The organism is Nocardia sp. NPDC102475, assembly GCF_055584605.1.
In genome coordinates this window covers 35,869-57,809 of sequence record NZ_JBVJLS010000041.1, presented here as the reverse complement: position 1 = coordinate 57,809, position 21,941 = coordinate 35,869, and the positions used below count along the sequence as shown (strand labels likewise).

19 protein-coding genes and 1 pseudogene are annotated in these 21,941 nt (G+C 63.4%); 7 read left to right on the top strand and 13 right to left on the bottom strand.

Annotated elements, in window-relative coordinates; all coding sequences use genetic code 11:
• From ACZ60G_RS41980 to ACZ60G_RS41935, 10 genes are all read right to left on the bottom strand, one after another.
• Positions 1–1,011, bottom strand: a 1,011-nt coding sequence (locus tag ACZ60G_RS41980) for an HpcH/HpaI aldolase/citrate lyase family protein (RefSeq protein WP_465817704.1), incomplete at its 3' end; no start/stop codon positions are given.
• 1 nt (position 1,012) lies between these two features.
• Positions 1,013–1,771, bottom strand: coding sequence for an SDR family NAD(P)-dependent oxidoreductase (locus tag ACZ60G_RS41975; protein ID WP_465817702.1), 759 nt, complete (start codon positions 1,769–1,771; stop codon positions 1,013–1,015).
• A 14-nt stretch (positions 1,772–1,785) separates the two neighbouring features.
• Complete coding sequence (locus ACZ60G_RS41970) at positions 1,786–2,934, bottom strand: acyl-CoA dehydrogenase family protein (RefSeq protein WP_465817700.1); 1,149 nt, start codon at positions 2,932–2,934, stop codon at positions 1,786–1,788.
• Positions 2,931–3,713: an enoyl-CoA hydratase/isomerase family protein gene (locus ACZ60G_RS41965; RefSeq protein WP_465817698.1), complete on the bottom strand. Its 783-nt coding sequence runs from the start codon at positions 3,711–3,713 to the stop codon at positions 2,931–2,933. Before ACZ60G_RS41965 ends, ACZ60G_RS41970 begins: the two co-directional genes overlap by 4 nt.
• Positions 3,701–4,954, bottom strand: coding sequence for a CaiB/BaiF CoA transferase family protein (locus ACZ60G_RS41960; protein WP_465817696.1), 1,254 nt, complete (start codon positions 4,952–4,954; stop codon positions 3,701–3,703). Before ACZ60G_RS41960 ends, ACZ60G_RS41965 begins: the two co-directional genes overlap by 13 nt.
• On the bottom strand, positions 4,947–6,620 hold the full coding sequence (locus tag ACZ60G_RS41955; protein ID WP_465817694.1) for an AMP-binding protein: 1,674 nt from the start codon (positions 6,618–6,620) through the stop codon (positions 4,947–4,949). Before ACZ60G_RS41955 ends, ACZ60G_RS41960 begins: the two co-directional genes overlap by 8 nt.
• Positions 6,617–7,615, bottom strand: coding sequence for an acyl-CoA dehydrogenase family protein (locus ACZ60G_RS41950; RefSeq protein WP_465817693.1), 999 nt, complete (start codon positions 7,613–7,615; stop codon positions 6,617–6,619). Before ACZ60G_RS41950 ends, ACZ60G_RS41955 begins: the two co-directional genes overlap by 4 nt.
• Entirely contained in the window at positions 7,612–8,388 is a 777-nt protein-coding gene (locus ACZ60G_RS41945; RefSeq protein WP_465817691.1) for an enoyl-CoA hydratase-related protein, read from the bottom strand. The genes ACZ60G_RS41950 and ACZ60G_RS41945 overlap by 4 nt, the downstream gene beginning before the upstream one ends.
• On the bottom strand, positions 8,385–9,152 hold the full coding sequence (locus ACZ60G_RS41940; RefSeq protein ID WP_465817689.1) for a 3-hydroxyacyl-CoA dehydrogenase family protein: 768 nt from the start codon (positions 9,150–9,152) through the stop codon (positions 8,385–8,387). Before ACZ60G_RS41940 ends, ACZ60G_RS41945 begins: the two co-directional genes overlap by 4 nt.
• Positions 9,149–10,018, bottom strand: coding sequence for a 3-hydroxyacyl-CoA dehydrogenase family protein (locus ACZ60G_RS41935; protein ID WP_465817687.1), 870 nt, complete (start codon positions 10,016–10,018; stop codon positions 9,149–9,151). The genes ACZ60G_RS41940 and ACZ60G_RS41935 overlap by 4 nt, the downstream gene beginning before the upstream one ends.
• A 79-nt stretch (positions 10,019–10,097) precedes the next feature.
• On the opposite strand from ACZ60G_RS41935, the gene ACZ60G_RS41930 reads away from it, so the two are divergent.
• From ACZ60G_RS41930 to ACZ60G_RS41905, 6 genes are all read left to right on the top strand, one after another.
• Positions 10,098–11,618, top strand: a complete 1,521-nt coding sequence (locus tag ACZ60G_RS41930) for a 3-hydroxyacyl-CoA dehydrogenase NAD-binding domain-containing protein (protein ID WP_465817685.1) — start codon at positions 10,098–10,100, stop codon at positions 11,616–11,618.
• A 10-nt stretch (positions 11,619–11,628) separates the two neighbouring features.
• Entirely contained in the window at positions 11,629–12,924 is a 1,296-nt protein-coding gene (locus ACZ60G_RS41925; RefSeq protein ID WP_465817684.1) for an MFS transporter, read from the top strand.
• On the top strand, positions 12,917–13,657 hold the full coding sequence (locus ACZ60G_RS41920) for a carboxymuconolactone decarboxylase family protein (RefSeq protein ID WP_465817682.1): 741 nt from the start codon (positions 12,917–12,919) through the stop codon (positions 13,655–13,657). Before ACZ60G_RS41925 ends, ACZ60G_RS41920 begins: the two co-directional genes overlap by 8 nt.
• On the top strand, positions 13,650–14,888 hold the full coding sequence (locus ACZ60G_RS41915) for a CoA transferase (protein WP_465817680.1): 1,239 nt from the start codon (positions 13,650–13,652) through the stop codon (positions 14,886–14,888). The genes ACZ60G_RS41920 and ACZ60G_RS41915 overlap by 8 nt, the downstream gene beginning before the upstream one ends.
• Before the next feature lie 91 nt (positions 14,889–14,979).
• On the top strand, positions 14,980–15,897 hold the full coding sequence (locus tag ACZ60G_RS41910; RefSeq protein ID WP_465817708.1) for a hotdog family protein: 918 nt from the start codon (positions 14,980–14,982) through the stop codon (positions 15,895–15,897).
• A 155-nt stretch (positions 15,898–16,052) separates the two neighbouring features.
• Positions 16,053–19,442, top strand: coding sequence for a pyruvate carboxylase (locus ACZ60G_RS41905; protein WP_465817678.1), 3,390 nt, complete (start codon positions 16,053–16,055; stop codon positions 19,440–19,442).
• A 278-nt stretch (positions 19,443–19,720) separates the two neighbouring features.
• Here the strand turns inward: ACZ60G_RS41905 and ACZ60G_RS41900 are convergent.
• From ACZ60G_RS41900 to ACZ60G_RS41890, 3 genes and pseudogenes are all read right to left on the bottom strand, one after another.
• Positions 19,721–19,930: pseudogene (locus tag ACZ60G_RS41900) on the bottom strand (IS256 family transposase); the annotation flags it as partial.
• A 37-nt stretch (positions 19,931–19,967) separates the two neighbouring features.
• Positions 19,968–20,756 (bottom strand): 3-hydroxyacyl-CoA dehydrogenase family protein, encoded by a 789-nt coding sequence (locus ACZ60G_RS41895; RefSeq protein WP_465817676.1) that lies wholly within the window; start codon positions 20,754–20,756, stop codon positions 19,968–19,970.
• A complete protein-coding gene (locus ACZ60G_RS41890; RefSeq protein WP_465817674.1) occupies positions 20,753–21,709 on the bottom strand; it encodes a 3-hydroxyacyl-CoA dehydrogenase family protein in 957 nt (318 codons plus the stop codon). Before ACZ60G_RS41890 ends, ACZ60G_RS41895 begins: the two co-directional genes overlap by 4 nt.
• A 44-nt stretch (positions 21,710–21,753) precedes the next feature.
• On the opposite strand from ACZ60G_RS41890, the gene ACZ60G_RS41885 reads away from it, so the two are divergent.
• The gene (locus ACZ60G_RS41885; protein WP_465817672.1) at positions 21,754–21,930 is read left to right on the top strand and encodes a hypothetical protein; all 177 of its coding nucleotides are present in this window, start codon (positions 21,754–21,756) and stop codon (positions 21,928–21,930) included.
• Positions 21,931–21,941 lie beyond the last annotated feature (11 nt).

Here is a 21,941-nt window from a genome sequence, read left to right as displayed (position 1 = left end):
GTCCTGTGGGCACTGCTGCGCGACGGGAGAGAATTCACCCTCGACACACCCGTCCCGACGGCAGTCGCGGCTTGACACGATCATTGAGAGTCCTTTCATGGGCGCCTCACCATTCACGTGTGTGGTGGGCTCGATCTTGGCGACGATCCGCTGCGCCCACTTCTGTGTGGCCTCGTCCACCATCACCCCGTCGAGTACGGCAACACCACTCCCCGTCGAGGCCGAGTCATCCAGCGCGGCCATGATGCGTGTGGCGAGTGTCGTTTCTTCTGCGGTAGGCACGAATCCGGCGTGGGCGATCTCTATCTGTCCCGGATGGAGGAGCAGGCGTCCGTCGAAACCCTCACTTGCACACCGCATCATGTCCACACGAAAGGCATCCGCATCGCGGACATTCGTGAACGGGCCGTCAACGACAGGCTTGTCATTCGCCCGTGCAGCCCCGATGATCGCCAGCCGAGCCGACTGCTGAAGGTCCCCCGCCGCCCCAGCGCGGAATCCCATCGACGCACGATGATCGATCGCACCGAAACACAAGCAACGCAGCCGTTCCCCTGCCGAGGCGATGGAATCGAGCTGAGCGAACCCTGCTGCATCCTCGATAAGCGCGTCGATTCGGATGCCGCCCGAAGTGAGGCCGGCTTCACGCTCGAGCTGGCCGAGGATCCGATCGAGGCAGGTTACATCGACTGCGGACCGGGTCTTCGGCAGCATGATCGAGTCGATGTTCGCGCCGCACCCACGAACGAGTTCAGCGACATCGGTGAGAAGCCACGGCGATTCCCAAGCGTTCACGCGCACACTGAGGCGCGGGCTCGACCAATCGCCTGAGGCGATGGCCTCGACCGCCCGCCGTCGCGCAGTCTCCTTCTGCCGTGGAATCACCGAGTCCTCGAGATCGACAATGATCATGTCGGCGGGAGCGGTCCGCGCGGAGGTGAGGATGCGTTCATTGGACGCGGGTACGAACAGGCACGATCGTGGCGCTGCCATTGGTTCGATTGCCGCCATGCTAATGGGCGAAGTAGTGCATGCCGCCGTCCACGGGTAGCACCGCGCCGGTGATGTAGTCGGCAAGAGGGGAGGCGAGGAAGGCCACCGCACTACCGATTTCGTTGGGCTCTCCGAAGCGGCCTGCCGGGATGTTTCTGCGGATGAACTCATCTCGCGCGCCAGGATCCGGATGCAGCCGGTTCATCGTCTGCTCACTGGTGATCCTGCCCGGCGCAATGCAATTGACAGTGATGCCGGCGCTAGCAACGTCACATGACAGACCCTTGGACCAGATATGCAGTGCTGCCTTTGCGGCAGACGCCGCATTGAGCGAGCGAGGCTCCATCGAGCCACTGATATTGATCACGCGGCCCCACCCGGCATTCTGCATTGCGGGTAGGAGCGCTCCGGTCAGGCGCCGGGCGGCGGTGAAGTTCAGCCCGAGGGCTTCGTCCCAGAACTCGTCTCCCGCATCCAAGGGAGTGGGCCGTGATCCGCCGGCATTGTTGACGAGAATGTCTACGCGTTCGCCCAACGCGGAAATCGAATCGAGAAGGCGCGAGATCCCGTCTGCGTTGGACACATCAGAGACCACAACCGAGGGAGTTTCATATCCGAGTTCGGCGACGCTGGAGGCCACCTGCTCGAGTTGATCACCTCGGCGGCCCGTGACGATCACGCGGGCACCGGCAGCGCTCAGCGCATGGGCACATCCAATGCCGATACCCGCGGAACTTCCCGTGACCAGAGCAACCTTGCCCCGCACATCAATCTGCATAGAACTCTCCTTGATCATTGGACTGCGGCCGCATTGATGCGGATATCGCGGGCGATGAGCATGCTCTGGACCTGATTTGTGCCGTCGTAGATCTCGGTGATCTTGGCGTCGCGCAGGCGACGCTCCGCGCCGAGGTCGCAGCGGTCACCGTCATCACCGAGGAGTGCGACACATTCGGCCGCCACCCGGACGCCGAGCGCCGTGCAATGCAGCTTTGCCACTGACACCTGCGCAGCTGCTTCCGGCGCCGCGCAGTCGACCAGGTCGCAAACCTCGCGTACGAGCGCGCGACCGGCAGCGATCTCTGATCGGATGCGCGCAAGGTCGAATTGGAGGTCCTGTGCATCCCGGCGCTGGGCCGAGAGCAGTCCGTCCCTCATGAGATGCCGCACTGTTGCGTCGAAGGCGCCTTGTGCGAAGCCGACGCCCTGGGCGGAGGCACTGATCCGGGAGTTCAGGACAGACCGGAGGAGCAGCGGGTATCCGGCGCCCTCATTTCCCAGACGCCAGTCGACGGGTATCCGGCAATCGGTGAACGTGAGTTCGACGGTTGATGCCCCCTTCTGGCCGAGCTTCTTCATCGGTCGACCGGCGTCGAACCCGTGGAGATTCTCGGTGGCGACCAGGAAAGCGGTGATGCCGTCCTTGCCCAGCGCGGGATCGACTGTCGCGAACAAGACGATCACATCGGCCGTATCGCCGTTCGAGATGAAGATCTTGCTTCCGTTGATGACGTAGTGATCGTCGTGCCGCGTGGCGACGGTACGCATGGCCGCCACATCGGAACCCGCCTCGGACTCCGTTAGAGCGATCGCTCCGATCGCCGCGCCAGAGCACAGCGCGGGAATCCACTTATCAGCCTGCTGCGGCGTGCCCGCGAGGTTGATGGGGTGTACGCAGTGCATCTGTGTCATGTAGACCGTGGCGGTGGCACCACAGGCAGCCGAAATGAGTTCCATCGCCTCGGCGTATTCGCGGGTCGGTCGGGCCTGACCGCCGTACTCGACGGGCATGAGCAGCCCACCGGCGCCAGCCTCTCCGAGCGCGCGAATCGCGGCACCAGGGAAGGTGGATGCCTGATCGACCCGTTCGGCGTCGGGGGCGATCATCCGCGCGATCACATTACGGACGGCCGCAAGTGCATCGGACGGCTCCGGGGTCATGACCAGCTTCCTCTCTCGAAAATCGGCGGCCTGCGTTCAGCGAACGCAGTGATTCCTTCCTGACCGTCGGCCGACGCGATCGCGGCCGCTGCCAGGGCTGCCTCGTAGTCGAGAGCGGCCGGCCGGGCGGCTGCTCCCGCGGCATCGAGAATGCGTTTCATTCCTGTGCGGCTACCGGACGCGATCGATTCGGTGAGTGCGCGCACAGTCAACTCGAGATCTACAGGCTGCGCCGGCGGCTGGGACAGCAGCCCGACCTGCCATGCAGTCTGTGCGTCGATCGGTTCGCCGGACAGCATCATGTGCAGCGCGACCGGCTTACCCACCGCGTGCAGGAGACGCTGTGTACCACCGAATCCGGGCATGCATCCGATCTTCGCCTCGGGCAACCCGAAGCGGCTCGACGTGGAGGCGACAACGATGTGGCAGGCAAGCATCAGTTCGAACCCGCCGCCAAGTGCCCACCCGTCGACGGCGGCGACCACGGGGACTCGAGCGTTGGCGATCGCGGTCATCACCCCGTGCCCGCGGGAAAGGAAGCGATGCGCCGCTTCATAGTCCAGCCCGCGGATCTCGTCGAGATCCGCGCCGGCGCAGAACGCGCGGTCGCCCGCACCGCGTATGACGACACATCCGACACCTTCATCCGCCTCGATTTCGGCGAGGTGGTGCTGGAGCGAGGACAGCATCTCACTGTTGAGTGCGTTAAGGCTCTCGGGCCGGTCCAGTGTCAGAACTCGGACGCGTCCCTCATCGTGCCTGCCTATTACCGCGACCATGCCACGCCCTCTCTGATCAGTTCTTCGATCTGCTCGTCCTCGAGGTTGAGTTCGGCGAGCACCTCTCGGGTGTGCTGTCCTTTGAGCGGCGCCGGGGTCGCAATCGTGCGTGCGTTGGGATCGGACGCGAGTTTCCATGGACTGGCAACACTCTCGAAAGGCCCCGCGACGGGGTGGTCCTGCTTGACAATCCCCTGCCGAGCCACGACCTGCGGATCTGCTACAACCTCGGAAAGGCGTTGGATCCGGGAAGATGGAACGCCCACGGATTGCAGCATTTCCAGGGCGCGATCCGCCGTTACGGTCGAGAAGACGTCTTGGAACATTCGGACGATCTCCGGCCGGCGGTCTCGGCGCCCGGCATTCGTAGCGAGGTCGGACTGCGTCGAGAGGTGCTCGAGACCGAGAACCCGGCAGGCCTTCAACCAGTGCCGGTCGTTGCCGATGGCGACGACGATCGGGCGATCGGCCGTTTCGAATGACTGGTAGATGGCAACGACGGAGTCGGTCCCGCCGCTGGGGTGCGGTTCGGGTTCGCCCGCAAGGTAACTCGCGATCCTGGGCGAGAGGAAGGCAAGGTCTGCTTCGAGCAGGGAAATGTCGATGATCTCCCCGACCCCTGTTGTTCGCTGCCTGACCAACGCGGACGATACAGCGAAAGCCGCGATCGTTCCGGCGGCGACGTCGGACAGTGCTGTACTGACTCGTTGTGGTGCGCCGCCGGCGGGGCCGGTCACGCTCATCAGTCCGGACCGTGCCTGCGCGATGAGGTCGTAGCCGGGAAGCGCGGAGTCGGGCCCATCGAGACCGTAGCCGGACAGCGCGCAGATCACCAGCGCAGGGAAACGCTGTGCGAGTGCGTCCAGTGCCAGACCGTGCCTGGCCAGCTTGGCCGGAGTCAGATTCTCCACGAAGACGTCCGCGGACTCGAGCAGGTTCATCAGCGTGGCGTGGCCTCCCGGGGTGGTGATGTCGAGGCAGATGCTTCGCTTGTTGCGATTGACCGACAGGAACCAGGCAGCCTCGCCGTTGAGAAACGGAGGCCCCCAGCCCCGCGCATCGTCACCACGGATCGGTTCGACCTTCACAACGTCGGCACCCATATCCGCCAGATACATCGACGTGGTCGGTGCGGCATAGGACGACGAGATATCGATGACCCGCACTCCCGACAGCGGTAGTTCGGTGCTCGTGGCTTCATCGCTGCGGATAACCGGGCCGGCACCGTGTGTGTCAGGCATGCTCGCCGTCCTTTCGAAGTCGTTCCCGCAACTCGACCTTGCGGATCTTTCCGCTCATCGTCTTGGGCATATCGGTGATGACCATCAGCTTTTCGGGCAGGTAGCGCTTGGACAGTCCGGCATCGAGGAGAAAGGTCGACAGGTCGGCAAGGTCGAGTCGAGCTCCCGCAGTGAGGGATACGAATGCGCATGCGCGCTCACCCAACCGCTCGTCGCTGTAGCCGACGACGGCGACGTCCGTGACCGAGGGGTGGCGGAAGATCAAGCTCTCGACCGCAGCGACAGGAATGTTCTCCCCGCCACGAATGATGATGTCCTTGGTGCGGCCGGTAATCGTCACGCACCCGTCAGTTTCGACCACAGCCCTGTCACCGGTAACGAACCAACCATCCGTCCGGAAGGAGTCACGGGTGAAGTCAGGCCGGGCGTAGTAGCCGGCGAACAGCCCGGCACCCCTGATCTGTAGTTCGCCTTCCACACCTGCCTGCAGCGGGGATCCGGCCTCGTCGCACACTCGAATCTCGCACGCCGCGACGGGTATTCCGTCGGTCTCGTCATTGCGTCGTCCGAGAGCTGGACGGCCGGAGATCGCGATACCGAACTCGGTCATCCCCCATGCCGGGATCACCTGACAGCCCAATGCCGCACGCGCCTCCGGCATGAGAGGCCGCGGAATCGGCGCACCCGCAACCACCACAAGGTCCAGGTCCGGGGCGGACGCCGCGCTGAGATTCGCGGTCCGTAACAGGTCGATGAGGAACGTCGGCGACCCCACCATGCAGGTGATCCGCTGCTCTGAGATCACTCGAGCTCCGGCGGCCGGCGACCAGCGGTCGACGTAGACCGCAGTGCCGGCGAGATGAACGGTGAGCAGCACGCCCCACATGAACCCGGTCGCGTGGCCGACCGGCGACATCACCAGGTTGCGCATCGGATCGCCGTAGCTCGTCGGGCCAACGTGTGCGGACCAACCACGCACCACCACATCGAGGGTTGTGTGGAGGTTCATCACCGCTTTGGGTTCGTCGGTCGTCCCGGATGTGAAGGCCAACTGGGCGATTGCGAGGGGATCGACATGTGCGGGCCCGGCGTAGCTTCCGTGCGCGATCAGGTCGGTGAACGCCATTCCCTGGTGGCCACGGGGACCGTCGACGACGACCACAAGTACCTCATCGCGATCGGCGAGCGTGGCAGCGGCAAGACCGGCGAGGTCTCGGCCGGCGTGTGATCCCGACATGATCATCATGTCGGCCCCGGCACGCCTGGTCATGAACTCGATTTCGTGCGCGCCATAGGTGATGGGAATCCCTGAGTAGGTGGCGCCGACCCGCAGGATGCCGTAAACGACCGCCGGAAACTCGGCACAGTTGGACATCATCACGGTGACCACGGATCCGGGCCCCACACCGTTCGCGAGCAGGCCAGCCGACACCTGCCGACTCAGTGCATCGAGTTCGGCGTAGGTCAGCGTGCGGACGGCATCGCCGCGTTCGTCGACGGTGATTGCTGCTGTCCGGTCGGGAAACGCGGCCGCCGCCTCATCGAGGAACGCAACAAGGGAACGCTCGGCCCATACTCCGGATTCGAATCGCTCCGAGATCAACCTCTGAGTGAGGGCGGTCCCGGGTAGTTCGAGGGCTCTGCGGGCGATCTCAGCGATAGTCATCGGGCCTCCGTGCCTGTGTCTCTGGAACCCAGGTGCTCGGAGGCGATCAATCGCCTCGCGTTCAGGGTGCTCGAGCAACGCGCTCGCAGGCTCAGGGCATCGCGTACATGGCCGGCGACCGCGAACTCATCGATGTATCCGTACCCGCCGTGTACCTGGACCGCGGAGAGCGCGACACCGACGGCCGCGCGGCATGCGCGGGCCGCGGCAGCGGCGGCGGCCACACGACGGTCGCGCGGATCGGGTCCGGAAGTGACGGCTGTCGTCAACAACGCACGGGCGCAGTCGATTTGGTCTGCCATCTCCGCGACAATGGCCCGGAGGCCGGCGAATGATCCGATGGCACTACCGAATTGGCGTCGAATTCGAGCGTAGTCAGCCGACGCGGACAGGGCCGCGTCGGCCACTCCCAACGCAGCCGAGGCGACCAAGATGTCCCAGTCGGCGCACGCTGCCGATGCGTCCTGGTCCGGCAGTTTGTCATCGGGGCCGGCGACCGCACAGATTCCACCGAGTGCGGCGCCGCCGAGTCCGGTGCGCTTCGGCACCTCGGTGACCACTTCGAACTCTGTCATCGAAACGGCGAGGACGCCGGCATCGGTAGGGGCGAGGAGAACGACAGCGGCTGGAGTGACCACAAGCGGCGCAGTCGTTGATCGCAGTTCGCCGCCAGCCGAGTGGGCAATTGCGGCAACAGATTCGCGAGTGAGCAGATCGACTCCGCGACGGAGTTGTACGCGGTGGGATACGTACCGGGACGCGAGGAAGTACGCTACGGAACCCGATTCTCGACCCACTTCCTGGATAACCTGTGATGCCCAATCGAGCGCGTCGACCTCAGCGATCTCGAATGTGTCGGCCGCGAGATCGAGGAGGCCGGTATCGCGGAGCGGGCCGAGCATCGATGCGGCGTCGGCGTTGGCATAGGGTTTCTTCGTCGCAAGTTCGCGGACCATCTGCAGCAGGTGCGTCAATTCGCTTTCGATCTCGGTCATCGATTGAACCTGCTTCGATCGGGCTCACGACGTGCCTCGAAGGCGTCGGACAGCTCTTGACATTCCGCGGTACTGCGGTAGGCGGTCAGGAGCAGGTCGTGGGCCATTCTGGCCTGACCAACGACGCCTGAGTGTCGCCCGGAGAACGCGGTCTTGACCGCGGAAATAGCGAACGGGCCGCGCTGGCGGAGCACACCCGCGATTTCGAGCGCTCGGTCGAGGGCCGACCCACCGGAGCTGATCTCGTTGATCAGCCCCATGTTCAGCGCCTCGTCCGCCGTGTATTTCTTGTTCAGATACCACATCTCCTTGGCGCGGCGGCGTCCGATCGCCTCCTCGAGGTACCAGGTGCCATATCCCGCGTCGAAGCTTCCGACCATTGGTCCGACCTGCCGGAAGACGGCATGGGGTGCCGCGATCGATAGGTCGCATACCACCTGCAGGACGTTGCCTCCGCCGACGGCGTAACCGTTGACCGCCGCGATGACAGGTTTGGGCATGGTGTCGATGAACTCGTACAGGTCGATCACGGGCATGACACCGGAGTAATCGAGCGACTCCAACGGTTCGTGCTCGCCGCCGATACAGAAGAACTTGCCCCCGGCTCCGGTCAGGATCGCGACGTCGATGGTTCGATCCTCACGCACGCGCCGGAAAGCGTCGAGCAGTTCCCTTGCTGTCTGGAACCGAAGCTTGTTGGCGCGATCGGGGCGGTTGATCGTCACGACGGCTACACCGTCGGTGACGTCCATGATGATGTCCTGGTAATTCATTTGATTCGTTCCTCCGTCAGGTCCGAGGTGGCCTGGATTGTCTCTTCGTGATCGGTCAGTCTGGTTCGCACTTCGAACGCCGGGTCACCTAATTGGCGGTAGAGGTTGTCGGCAACTTGTAAGTGGTCACCGAGGCCGGCGCGCTTCAACGCAACCAGGGGGCCAACGGGATGACCCAGTCCCAGATTTACGACACGGTCGATGTCCTGCGGTGACGCGACACCGCGTGCCGCGGCGTCGAGTACCTGGTTGATGAACGGAACGAGCAGCCGCCGCGTCACCCGTCCGGGAACGTCGGATACGCGCATCCACGGTATCCCCAGTGCGTCGCTCAACGTGACCGCCGCGTCTGTGGCCTCGCTACTGGTCGATGTAGCTCCGGATATCTCGATGAGTCCACTGCCGGCCGAGGTGGGCAGGAAGTGGAACCCGGCCAGACGCTCGCCGAGTCCGGACTCGCGGGCGAGCTGCGCCACCGTGAACGACGATGTCGCGGTCAGCACCGCCACCGCACTGCTTTTCGCCAACCGGCCAAGGACGCTGATCTTGCTGTCCAGCTCATCTGGTATCGCCTCGAGCACCACGTCGCAGTCGGCGAGTTCGGAAACCCGGTCAACAGCAGTGATGGCGGGCTGTTTGTCAGCGAGACCGTTGGCTTTGTCCGCGACCTCGTCGATCACGATCACGTGGTGGCCACCGCGCGCGAGTCCCACCGCTACCGTCGAGCCGACACGGCCGGCTCCGACAATCCCATAAGTCGTCATGCGTGCTCCTTCGAGTATGTGTAGAAGCCGTGGCCGGCCTTACGGCCGAGACGTCCTGCGGCGATCATCCGCAGCACTGTGTCCGGTGCTCGGTACCGATCGTCGCCGAGTTGGCGATGCAGGCTGGTGGTCACGGCGAGGTGCACATCGAGACCGACGATGTCGAGCAGTCGGAAGGGGCCGATCGGAAATCCCATACCAGCGGTGACAGCGCGGTCGATCTCCTCGACTGTGGCGAGCCCGGATTCCAGCGCTCTGATGCTGTCGTTCTCGAAGGCAACCACAAGGAAGTTCGTGATCAGCCCAGGGCTGTCCCGGAGTATCACGGGTGTCTTGCCGACTGACTCGAGCAGAGCGACGGCAGCGGCGATGGTGTCGTCGCTGGTTTTCGGTCCACGGGCGACCTCGACAAGCGGCATCAGCGGCGCGGGGTTGCAGTAGTGGGTGCCGACGAGATTCTCGGGTCGAGCGAGGCTGTCGGCGATCGACCCGATGAGAAGGGTCGACGTGTTGGTGTGGATTTGCGTGTCGACTGCACAGATTTCCTCGACGTGGGCCAGCACTTCGGTCTTGAGCGCCAGGTTCTCCGGCAGTGCTTCGACAACGAACCCGGCCCCGGCGATATCGGCGAGATCCGCGACGTATTCGATTCGCCGCAGCGCTGATGTCGAGTCGTCCTCGGTCATCTTTCCGCGCCGCACACTCTCGGCGAAGAAGTCGCGAACCAGGTCGGCGGCACGCGCCAACTGCGGGCTGTCGCGGTCCAAGAGCCGGACATTGCGTCCTCCACGAGCAAGTGTCACCGCGATCCCTTGACCCATCGTGCCCGCTCCCAGCACGGCTACCAAACTCTTCCTGTCAGTCACTTGACAGAGGTTACAAATGTCTTACAGTTTACGCAAGAAGTGACCGTGAACACAGTTCAAGCTCCTCGGAGGATTCCGAATGACAAATAGCGCGCCGCGGATCTGCGTGATCGGCGCCGGCACGATGGGGCAGGGGATCGCCCAGGTGGCACTGACTGCCGGCCATTACGTCGGCTTGGTCGACCTCGATCCGGACCAGCTCGCCACCGCAGTGAGCAACATTCGGTCTCGACTCGACCGCCGAGCACCTGAACTACTAGAGCACCTATCCGAACGGCTGCTGACCGCAACGTCCGTTCGCGAGCTTTCCGCAGAGCCGAACACCATAGTCGTCGAAGCCGTCGTCGAGAACTCGGCGATCAAACATGCGGTACTCCAGGAGGCGCTCGATCACTTCGGGCCGTTGTGCCGGATCGCGACGAACACGTCTTCGCTCTCGATCACGGATATCGCAGCAGGGCTGACCCGACCAGACCGCGTGATCGGTATGCATTTCTTCAATCCGGTGCCGGTCATGCGACTTGTCGAGGTCGTCCCAGGAATCCAGACCGATCCCGCGCTCGTCGACGAGATCAGGCAGTTGGCGGTGTCCTGGAAAAAGACGCCGACAGTGGCGCGATCGACACCCGGCTTCATCGTCAACCGCATCGCTCGGCCATTTTACGGCGAAGCCCTCCGCCTGGCGGAAGAGAACGTTGCTCCGTTCGACGTCATCGATCGCCTCATCCGGGGAGCCGGGGGCTTTCGCATGGGGCCGTTCGAGCTCATGGATCTGGTCGGTAACGACGTGAACGAGACCGTGACCCGAACCGTCTGGACCGCCTTCAACTTCGACCCCAGGTTCGCTCCGTCCTTGATGCAGCGTGAACTGGTCGCAGCCGGCCGTCTCGGACGCAAAACCGGGGCAGGGTTCTACGTCTACACAGACGGAGTCGCCATCACTGCCTCGTCGCCGGAACCGGAACCCTCCCGTCCCGCGCCGGGGGGCATCCAGCTGCACGGGGACTCGGCCGAGCTCGAACAGCTGCTCCTGCGCGGCGGAATCACCGGTGAACTCATTCCCGGCCCGCACCAGTACCTGTCGCTGCCCGGGCTCGGCAACGTTCGGATCACCCGAGGTATCAGCGCGCAGGAGGAGGCCTCGATCGACAATGGTCCCGTCGTCCTGATCGACCGTCCACTCGACATGAACGCCGTTGCCTGCCTGGCGTTTTCGGGATCTGAGGATTCCACCGACCTCGCAGGTGCAGTGACCGCGCTCCTTCGTCGAGCTGGAATCGATCCGATTCGCGTGGATGACGCCCCCGGCCTGATCGTTGCCCGCGTGGTCAGCATGATCATCAACGAAGCGACCGAAGCACTCCACCTCGGAATCGCCTCGGCCGCTGACATCGACACCGCTATGGAACTCGGCACCAACTATCCGCTCGGCCCTCTGGCGTGGGCGGACAGGTGGTCACCGGCTTACGTTCTCTCGTTACTCGATTCGCTTCACGACGAATACCGGGACCCTCGCTATCGCGCCAGCCGACGGCTCCGTTCTGCCGTGCGCCGGGGGCGCCCCTCTCTTCGTCCGCCATATCTGTCGGCAGAAAAATAAGGAGACACCGATGTCTGACACATCAACAAAATCCCGACGGGTTGCGCTGGCCAGCCTGGTAGGGACCACAATCGAATACTATGACTTCTTCATCTATGGAACAGCGGCGGCGCTGGTGTTCAGCACTGTGTTCTTTCCCTCGGTGGACCCTCTGACCGGCACCTTATTGTCCCTGTCGACTTTCGCGGTTGCCTTTATCGCGCGACCGATCGGCGCGATCGTGATAGGTCACTACGGTGACCGGGTCGGGCGCAAATCCATGCTCGTGTTCACACTCATGTCGATGGGTGGAACAACATTGTTGATCGGTCTCGTCCCGTCCCACGCCACCATCGGTCTGGCAGCGCCGATCCTGCTGGTCGTGTTGCGCTTCATCCAGGGCTTTGCGCTCGGCGGAGAGTACGGCGGCGCCGTCCTCATGGCTACCGAGCATGCCGAGGAGGCCAAACATGGATCACGCGCTAGCCTGGTCCAGCTCGGCGCACCTTTCGGCCTCATCCTTGCGAACATAGTCTTCTTCGCCCTTGCCCCATTGTCGCCTCATGCCTTCGAAACCTGGGGGTGGCGTGTCCCGTTCATTCTCAGCATCGTCCTTGTCGTCTTCGGCGTGGCCATCCGAATGAAGATCGAGGAGTCGCCGTCGTTCAAGAATGTGGTCGAGTCCGGGGCTGTCGCCGAAATGCCGGTGATCGAGGTCTTCCGAACGAACGCCCTGCGTGTACTGCTGGTGGCGTTGACCAGCGTCTCGGTCGGCGTTACGTTCTACGTCGGTACGGTGTACAGCCTTACGTATGGCACCAAGCAGCAGGGCCACTCACGCAATACCATGCTCGCCATTGTCATCGTCGCGATGGTCGCCGTCATCATCGGGGTCCTGCTCTTCGGTAAGCTCGTCGACAAGGTCGGCGCCCGTAAGGTCTTCGTCTACGGGTCCGTCGGCATGATCGCCGCAGCCCCTGTCTTCATCGCAACGCTGCAGACCGGCAACATCGCGTTGACCATCATCGGATACCTCATCCTGTTCATTCCCTACAGCGCAGCGTGGTCGGCTTTGAGCAGCATGCTCGCGGCCTGCTTCGACACCCGGATCCGATACTCGGGCCTGTCGATCGGGTTCACCCTCGGCCAGATTCTCGGTAGCGCTTTCGCGCCGATCGTCGCCACCGAATTGCTCTCTCGCACAGGGTCGTTGTGGTCGGTCGCCGCGTATGTCGCCGTCGCGACCGCGCTGTCAGCGGTCACGGCGACACTGATCCGTGAACGCCGGCTCGCGCCGTCGCCGACTCAGGATCTGGTCGGTGCCTGATTCCGAAGCGCCGTCGATCGCTCCGCTCGGCGAACTCGCCGAGCAGAGCCTTCGTCGGCGCGACCCCCGATATCTGACCGCACTCCGCGCCCTGGACGCAGTCGCCTGGGCCAACCCGTCCCTGACCCTCGCTGAGAAACACCTCATCTGCCTTGCTGCAACGGCTGCGGTGACCGATTTGGATGCGCAGCGTATTCGTTTGCACATCACACGCGCACTGGAAGCCGGCGCCACCGAACCTCAAGTCGTCGAAGTCATCGAACTCACCAGTGCGCTCGGGGTGCACGCATGTACCGAGGGACTGCCCGCACTTCTCGACGCCATCGAACCGCTCGCCGGCTCGCCGCTGTCGCCGCGGCAGCAGCAGCTTCAATCGGCCTTCATGAACAAACGCGGCTACTGGAGCGCCGTGTGGGAGGGGCTGCTGCGCCTCGACGAAGGCTACTTCGAGGCGTACCTCAACTTCTCCGCGCATCCGTGGGCAACTGACCATCTGAGCCCCGCAATGAAGGAACTCGTGTATGTGGCGTTCGATGCGACGGCGTCGCACCTCTACCGTCCCGGAATCGAGATACACGTGCGAAATGCCCTGAAACTCGGTGCCACGCCGCAACAGGTAGCAAATGTCTTCACCCTGCTGAGCACCCTCGGTGCGCGCACGACATCCATCGCGATGGAGATCCTCGACGATATCCATCGCACCCGAACGGGACCGGAGGCCGCCGATGACTGAAGCCCACGCGAACACCCATCGCCCGCTTGCGGGATTGAGGGTCATCGAGTTGTCGAGTTTCGTCGCCGCTCCGCTCGGCGGAATGACACTCGCTCAACTCGGAGCCGAAGTCATCCGCGTCGATCCGATAGGCGGGGGCCCGGACCGAGATCGCTGGCCGCGCACCGCCGCTGGACGAAGCCTTTACTGGTCTGGCCTGAACAAAGGCAAGAAGTCGCTCACCATCGACATGAAGTCCGAACCCGGCCGGGACATCATCCGAAATCTACTGCGCACCGGCGGGCCGTCGTCCGGGATCATGCTCACGAACGCGGTGGGCCGCTCATGGCTCGGCTACGAACAGCTCCGCATACTCCGACAGGACGCCATCGTCGTTCGTGTCGAGGGAAACTGGAAAGGGCAGGCCGCAGTCGACTACACAGTCAACGCCGCCGTCGGATTCCCCATGGTCACCGGCCCCCATGGGTACGCGGATCCGATCAATCACGTGCTCCCTGCTTGGGACGTGACCTGCGGAATATACTCGGCGCTGGCCATTACGACCGCCGTCCTGAACCGGCAGAAAACAGGACGGGGGGCGCATGTTCGGATCGCGCTCGAAGACGTCGCACTCGCCACAGCGGGGAACCTGGGCCTATTGAGCGAAGCCCAGATCAACGAATCGAGCCGCCCCAGAATCGGCAACCATCTCTACGGTGGATTCGCACGCGACTTCACCACCCTCGACGGTCACAAGTTGATGATCGTCGCACTCACCCAACGCCATTGGGCCGACCTGCTCGACGTAACGGGACAGGAGCACGTTGTCACCGCACTCGAGAAGTCGCTGGGTATCGATTTCACCAGGGAGGACGACAGGTATGCATACCGTGAGGTGCTGGCCGGACTCTTCCAGGTGTGGTTCGAATGCCAGAGCACACAGGATGTAGAAGCGGCGTTGCGGCCGACCTCATTGTTGTGGGCAAGGTACCGCTCATTCGACGAAGTCGTTGATCCCGCGTCAACGGATGTGTGGGACAACCCCATGATGTCGCTGCTGACACAGCCCGGAATCCCGACACATCTAGCACCGGGGTCCCCCATCCGTTTCGACGACGTGCCCCGGACGGCCGAACCGGCACCGGAACTCGGCGCCCACAATCGAGAAATACTCACCACTTTCATGGGATTCGGCGACCGTGAACTCGGCGAACTCGAACGCAAGGGTGTAATCGGTGACACCTCTTGCTGACAACTCCGCACTCTCCGACAAGTTCACATTCGCAGATGGCCCGACTTTCGACGATCTTCGGGTCGGCGATACGGCGCACCCGACAATCGGGATGACGATCACCGACGGAACCGCATCGCACCACCAGGCGATAGTCGGCGACCGTCTACGGCTCGCGCTCGACCACGAACTCGCTATGCGCGTGACAGGCGGCCCACGAATAGCCCACCCGGCACTGGTCTGGGATATCTCGATCGGCCAGTCGACCCTTTTCACCCAGAAGGTCAAGGCAAACCTGTTCTACCGAGGTCTTTCGTTTCACCTGGTTCCACGCATAGGGGACACCCTGAAGACCACCACAACTGTGGTCGGGCTGCATTCGAACTCCCTGAAGCCGGATCGCGCACCAACCGGTATGGCACTACTTCGAATCAACACAGTCGACCAAAAAGATCGGCTCGTCTTGTCGTACCACCGGTGCGCGATGCTCCCACGCCGAAGTGAAACCGCAAGAAATGAAGGCCCGCGGGACGTATCACCCGCGCACACACGCGCCAATTTCGATCCGTACAAACGATGGCGTATCGAACGATCGGACATAGTCGCGCCCCGGCGGCTCGCCGGATTGGCGCCCGGATCGGTCCTTGATGTTCAGGCAGGCGACGTCGTCACGAGCGCACCGGAGCTCGCGCGGCTCACCCTCAATGTCGCCGCTGCGCATCACGATGAAAGGACAGGCGGTGGACGCCGCCTGGTGTACGGCGGCCATACAGTGGGAATCGTCCTGTCCCAGGCGACGCGCGTGTTACCCGATATTGCGACCGTCCTCTCCTGGGAACGTTGCGACCACGTCGCACCTGTATATGAAGGCGACACCATCACAAGCGATCACGAGATTCGCTCACTCCAACCGCAGGATGGATGGCTCGTGGCAAGCATCCGCTCGCGCGGGTTCGCAATGCGATCGGGTACGTCAACGGACGTCTTGAACTGGGAATGGACGGCGTTACTCCCTGCACTGGCGAAATAACACGCCAGCTGTACCAAGGGCCTCGATCTGATGACAACACCACTTGCGGTCGTCGAGTGTGCGGGGTAGCACTCATCTGTCGACCCGCTTCCTCAACAGTTTTCACACCATCGGTTCTCACATCCTCACCGAGGACCGTGGCGAAAGGGTGTCGAATGTTCTCCAAAGTGTTGGTTGCCAATCGCGGCGAAATCGCGATCCGGGCATTTCGTGCCGCGTATGAACTGGGCGCCGCAACTGTGGGGGTGTTTCCCTACGAGGACCGCAACTCCATTCACCGGTTGAAGGCTGACGAGAGTTACCAGATCGGCGAGCAGGGCCACCCTGTGCGGGCGTACCTGTCGATCGATGAGATCGTTACTATCGCGAAAGAGGCCGGCGCCGATGCGATCTACCCGGGTTATGGCTTCCTGTCGGAAAATCCGGATTTCGCGGCGGCGTGTGCGGTGGCGGGTATTACGTTCGTCGGACCTTCCGCCGAGGTGTTGGAGCTGACCGGCAACAAAGCGCGGGCTATCGCGGCGGCGAAGGCTGCCGGATTGCCGGTGCTGGTGTCGTCGCAGCCGTCGTCGAATGTCGACGAGTTGCTCGCGGCGGCTGAGGGCATGGAGTTCCCTGTCTTCGTCAAGGCTGTGGCCGGTGGTGGTGGCCGGGGTATGCGTAGGGTGGTCGAACGATCGCTACTGCGGGAGTCGATCGAGGCGGCCTCGCGGGAGGCGGAGTCGGCGTTCGGCGACCCGACCGTCTTTCTGGAGCAGGCTGTGATCGATCCGCGGCATATCGAGGTGCAGATCCTCGCTGACGGCGAAGGCAACGTCATCCACCTGTTCGAACGAGATTGTTCGGTGCAGCGTCGGCACCAGAAGGTGATCGAGTTGGCGCCTGCGCCGAATCTCGATCCGGTGCTGCGGAACCGGATCTTGGCGGACGCGGTCGCATTCGCCCGGCAGATCGGTTACTCGTGTGCCGGGACGGTCGAGTTCTTGCTCGACACTCGCGGCAACTACGTCTTCATCGAGATGAATCCACGCATCCAGGTCGAGCACACGGTCACCGAGGAGATCACCGATGTCGACCTGGTCCAGGCGCAGTTGCAAATCGCGTCCGGAGCGACGCTGACGGACCTCGGTCTGGATCAGGACGCGATCACGGTCCGCGGCGCTGCAGTGCAATGCCGGATCACCACCGAGGACCCGGCCAACGGATTCCGCCCGGACACGGGCCGAATCACCGCGTACCGCACACCGGGTGGTGCGGGTGTGCGCCTTGACGGTGGTGCGAACCTCGGCGCAGAGGTGGGTGCCCACTTCGACTCGATGCTGGTCAAGCTGACCTGCCGGGGCCGCGATCTCGTGACTGCTCTCGCGCGGGCGCGCCGTGCTGTCACGGAGTTCCGGATTCGCGGCGTCGCCACGAACATCCCCTTCCTGCAAGCTGTTCTCGACGAGCCTGCCTTCCGGGCAGGCGAGATCACGACCTCCTTCATCGAGCAACGCCCTGCTCTGCTCACCTCACAGCGATCAGCGGACCGCGGCACCAGGATCCTCGAGTACTTGGCCGACGTCACCGTCAACAAGCCGCACGGAGAACGCCGCTCGTCCGTGTATCCCCGCGACAAGCTGCCATCGATCGATCTGTCGGTGGCTCCACGGCAGGGGTCCCGTGATCGGCTCCAAAAGCTGGGGCCGGAGCGCTTTGCGCAGGCACTGCGCGAGCAGGCTGCGCTGGCGGTAACCGACACCACCTTCCGCGACGCGCACCAATCGCTGCTCGCCACGCGAGTCCGCACCTCGGAGCTCGTGACTGTGGCACCGTACGTCGCCCGCTTGACCCCTGAGTTGTTGTCGATAGAGGCGTGGGGCGGTGCCACCTACGATGTGGCGCTGCGGTTCCTGCGCGAAGACCCGTGGGAGCGGCTTGCTGCGCTGCGCGAGGCCGTGCCGAACATCTGCCTGCAGATGCTGCTGCGCGGCCGCAACACCGTCGGCTACACCCCGTACCCCGAGACGGTCACCCGCGCGTTCGTCCAAGAGGCCGCCGACACGGGGATCGACATCTTCCGGATCTTCGACGCACTCAACAACATCGACCAAATGCGCCCAGCGATCGACGCCGTCCGCGATACCGGCACCACCATCGCCGAAGTTGCCCTCTCCTACACAGGTGATCTGGCCAACCCGCACGAGAAGCTCTACACCCTCGACTATTACCTGCGCCTCGCGGAAGAGATCGTCGAGGCCGGCGCACACGTCCTCGCGATCAAGGATATGGCCGGTCTCTTGCGCGCCCCCGCCGCCACGAAACTTGTCTCGGCGCTGCGCAGCAACTTCGACCTGCCGGTCCACGTGCACACCCACGACACCCCTGGCGGACAGCTCGCCACCTACCTTGCCGCTTGGCATGCGGGTGCCGACGCCGTCGACGGCGCCGCCGCGCCGCTGGCCGGCACCACCAGTCAGCCCGCACTGTCGGCGATAGTCGCAGCAGCCGCCCACACTCGGTTCGATACCGGCATCGACCTGCAGGCCGAGTGCGACCTCGAACCCTACTGGGAGGCGCTGCGAAAGATGTATGCGTCGTTCGAATCCGGCATTCCGGCCCCCACCGGCCGTGTCTATACCCACGAGATTCCCGGCGGTCAGCTTTCGAACCTGCGTCAGCAGGCGATCGCCCTCGGAATCGGCGACCGGTTCGAGGAGATCGAAGCAATGTACGCCGCTGCCGACCGCACGCTCGGCCGCCTCGTGAAGGTCACCCCGTCGTCGAAGGTCGTTGGCGACCTGGCACTGCACATGGTCGGATCAGATATCCCGGCCGACGAGTTCGCGGCCGACCCGGCGAGGTTCGATATCCCCGACTCGGTTATCGGATTCCTGCGCGGCGACCTGGGCACCCCTGTCGGCGGCTGGCCCGAACCCTTCCGCACCAAGGCCCTCGAAGGCCGCGGTCCCGCCAAGCCTGAAGCCACACTGACCCCTGAGGACGAGAAGGGACTGTCCGGCTCGTCGACGGAGCGGCAAACTACACTCAACCGGCTGCTATTCCCAGGCCCGGCAATGGAATTCGAGCAGCACCGCGACAGGTTCGGCGACACGTCGCAGCTGTCGACCTACCAGTTCTTCTACGGGCTGCGCCAAGGTGAGGAACACCGTGTGCTGCTCGGGAAAGGCGTCGAACTGCTCATCGGTCTCCAGGCGATCTCCGAACCCGACGAGGGCGGCTTCCGTACCGTCATGTGCATCCTCAACGGCCAACTTCGGCCGGTGTCCGTCCGCGACCGCTCCATCGCCAGCGAAGTCCCGGCAGCAGAAAAGGCCGACAGGAACGACGTCGGGCACGTCGCGGCACCGTTCGCGGGGACGGTATCGGTCTCGGTAGCCGTGGGCGATCAGGTGAAAGCCGGGGAGACCATCGCAACGATCGAAGCAATGAAGATGGAGGCCATGATCACCGCCCCAACGAGCGGCACTGTCACGCGGCTTGCCATATCCAGCGTTGCCGCTGTTGAGGGCGGAGATCTTCTGGTAGTCATCAGCCCCGACTAGCCCGATGAACAAGGAAAGACGTCCTTCTCTCCTGGTAGATCCTTGCGTGATACGTCCGGCCGCCCAGTCGTAGCGGCCAATGTGCTGATCCAGGTCCTTTCGGTGATCGCGGTCGTTGCCATCAAAGCCGCGAAATCGCCGCTCCGCCGCATCGCGCCGAGAAGTGGTCCTGGGGTGGTTCGACGGATGTCAATGGATCGCTCAGGTACGCCCAAACCCGTAAACGACGGCAACGGCCCTGGACCTCGAAAGGCCAGGGGCCGTTGCCGTTTCAGGCGGGCGATTCCCGCTGCACGGGAGCCTCGGCCCCTGGTGAACATGGTACGTAAACCGCACCGTGGCGAAGGCTGTCTTGATCGGTTGGTCGTGCGCAATTGGATTCAGTGCTCGGCCGGGTACCGGTAGAACTCGAGCACTACGTCCGCGTCGTCGACGATTTTCGTGACAGGTTTGGGATATTTTGCGCCGTAATCTATTTCGAATGACTTGGTCGTCTGTCAGCCGGGCAGGGGATGCCCGAATGACTCAGTGTTGCTTCTCTACAAAGAAACCGGCACCTGTCTTGTCGCCGAAATGGCCGTCCGCGACCAAATGGGCGAGCAAGGGCGGCGGCGCAATCGCCGGGTCATGGACTGCGTCGAAGATCGCTTCAGAGGTGGCGAGTTGATCGTCCAGTCCGGTGCTGTCGAGTACTGCCAACGGCCCGCGCCGATGTCCCAAACCCAGAGTGACAACGCGGTCTATATGGGCAGCGGAGGCGAGCCCGTCATCGAGTGCTTGAACGACCTGATGGAAGAACGGGAGGACGAGCCGCCGGGTCAGCCGCCCAGGGCGGTCCTGCACATTCAGGGGAGTCCATCCCAGGCTTGCGGCTAACATGCGCGCCTTCGCGACATATGCCTCGCCGCTGCGTGAGCCCGCCGCGATCTCGGCAAGATTCCCGTGCGGTGTCGCGGGCATCACGTGAACTCCTACCAGTCGTTCGGGTTGGGGGAGTGTGGCAGCCAACTCGGTCACTGTGAACGCCGATGTAGTGGTGACCAGCAGAGCATCCGCACGGCCGGTGAATTGGGTGAGGACGTCGATCTTCACGGAGCGCACTTCGGGCACAGCCTCCACCAGCACATCGAATCCGGCCGGATCCGTGATGGATTCGACGGCCGACGCATGCTCGGAGTCCGGCAGGCTTCGAACCAGAGAACAGGCGCGATCGTGATCGAGATCGGCCACGATCACAGCGATCCCGGCCGCTGTACACGCCGCAGCGAAATACGAGCCGACCGTTCCCGCACCGACTATGCCCACGGTGGTCATTCAAAACCTCCTACGCCGTAACGGTAGAAGCCGCGCCCGGCCTTACGGCCGAGTTCGCCAGCGGCAATCATGCGTTCGATCAGTGGTGGGGGCGCGAACCGCGGATTGCGCAACTGCCGGTACAGGCTCAGCGACACTGCACGGTGTACGTCCAGTCCGACGATGTCCAGCAGCCGGAATACTCCCATCGGGAATCCGGCGCCGGCAGTGACCGCCAGATCAAGTTCCTCAACGGTTCCCCATCCCGCTTCCAGCGCCCGAACGCAATCGTTTTCGAACGGGACGAGCAAAAAGTTGGTCAGCAATCCGGGCGTGTCCTTCAGAACAACAGGTTCCTTGCCGAGACTGCGAAGAAAGTCTTCGGTACGCGCGAGGGCCACGGCACTGGTCTGCCAGGCGGGTGCGACCTCGACCAAAGACATCAGCGGTGCGGGATTACAGTAGTGAGTGCCGACGACGTTGCCGGGTCTCCGCATCCGCCCAGCGATAGCAGTGACCGGTAATGTCGAAGTGTTCGTGTGGAACAAAACATCATCGGCACACACAGCCTCGACAGTCCGCAGCGTGTGAGCCTTCAGATCGAGATCCTCCGGGATTGCCTCGATCACTACCGCGGCGTCCCGCATGGCGGCAATCTCCGCACATGGCTGGACGCGTGCCGATATCGCGAGCCTTTGCTGCGGGTCGAGTTTGCCCCGCCGCACACTTTCCGACAGGTACGCGTCCGCGGCCTGCACCCCGGACCGAGCTCTCTCCCAGCTGACGTCTGCGAGTAGCACCGAATACCCGGCCCTCGCAACGGTGACGGCGATGCCGACACCCATGGTTCCGGCGCCGAGTACTGCCACCAGAATCCCTCGAACTGCCATATTGACAATCGTAGCAAAAGTCTTACAGTTAGCGAATAGGTAACCCCGCCGATCAAAGAGGAGGGACGGGTGACTGCCATCCACGATTCGGAAGCTATCGCTGCGCGGCGCCAGAGGGCGGATGTGCCATGAGGAGACCGCAGCAGGGAAAGCGGCTCGAGCCTGATTCCCTGGATGGCGCGACCATTATCGAATTGTCATCGGGCGCAACGGTAAAGGCGCACGAACGCCTGCACTGCGGCGACGCGGTCGGCGAACTCCGCAGACTCGTTGTAGCGCAGCAGTACTCGCGGTCGACATCGTGAATGACGTTCCG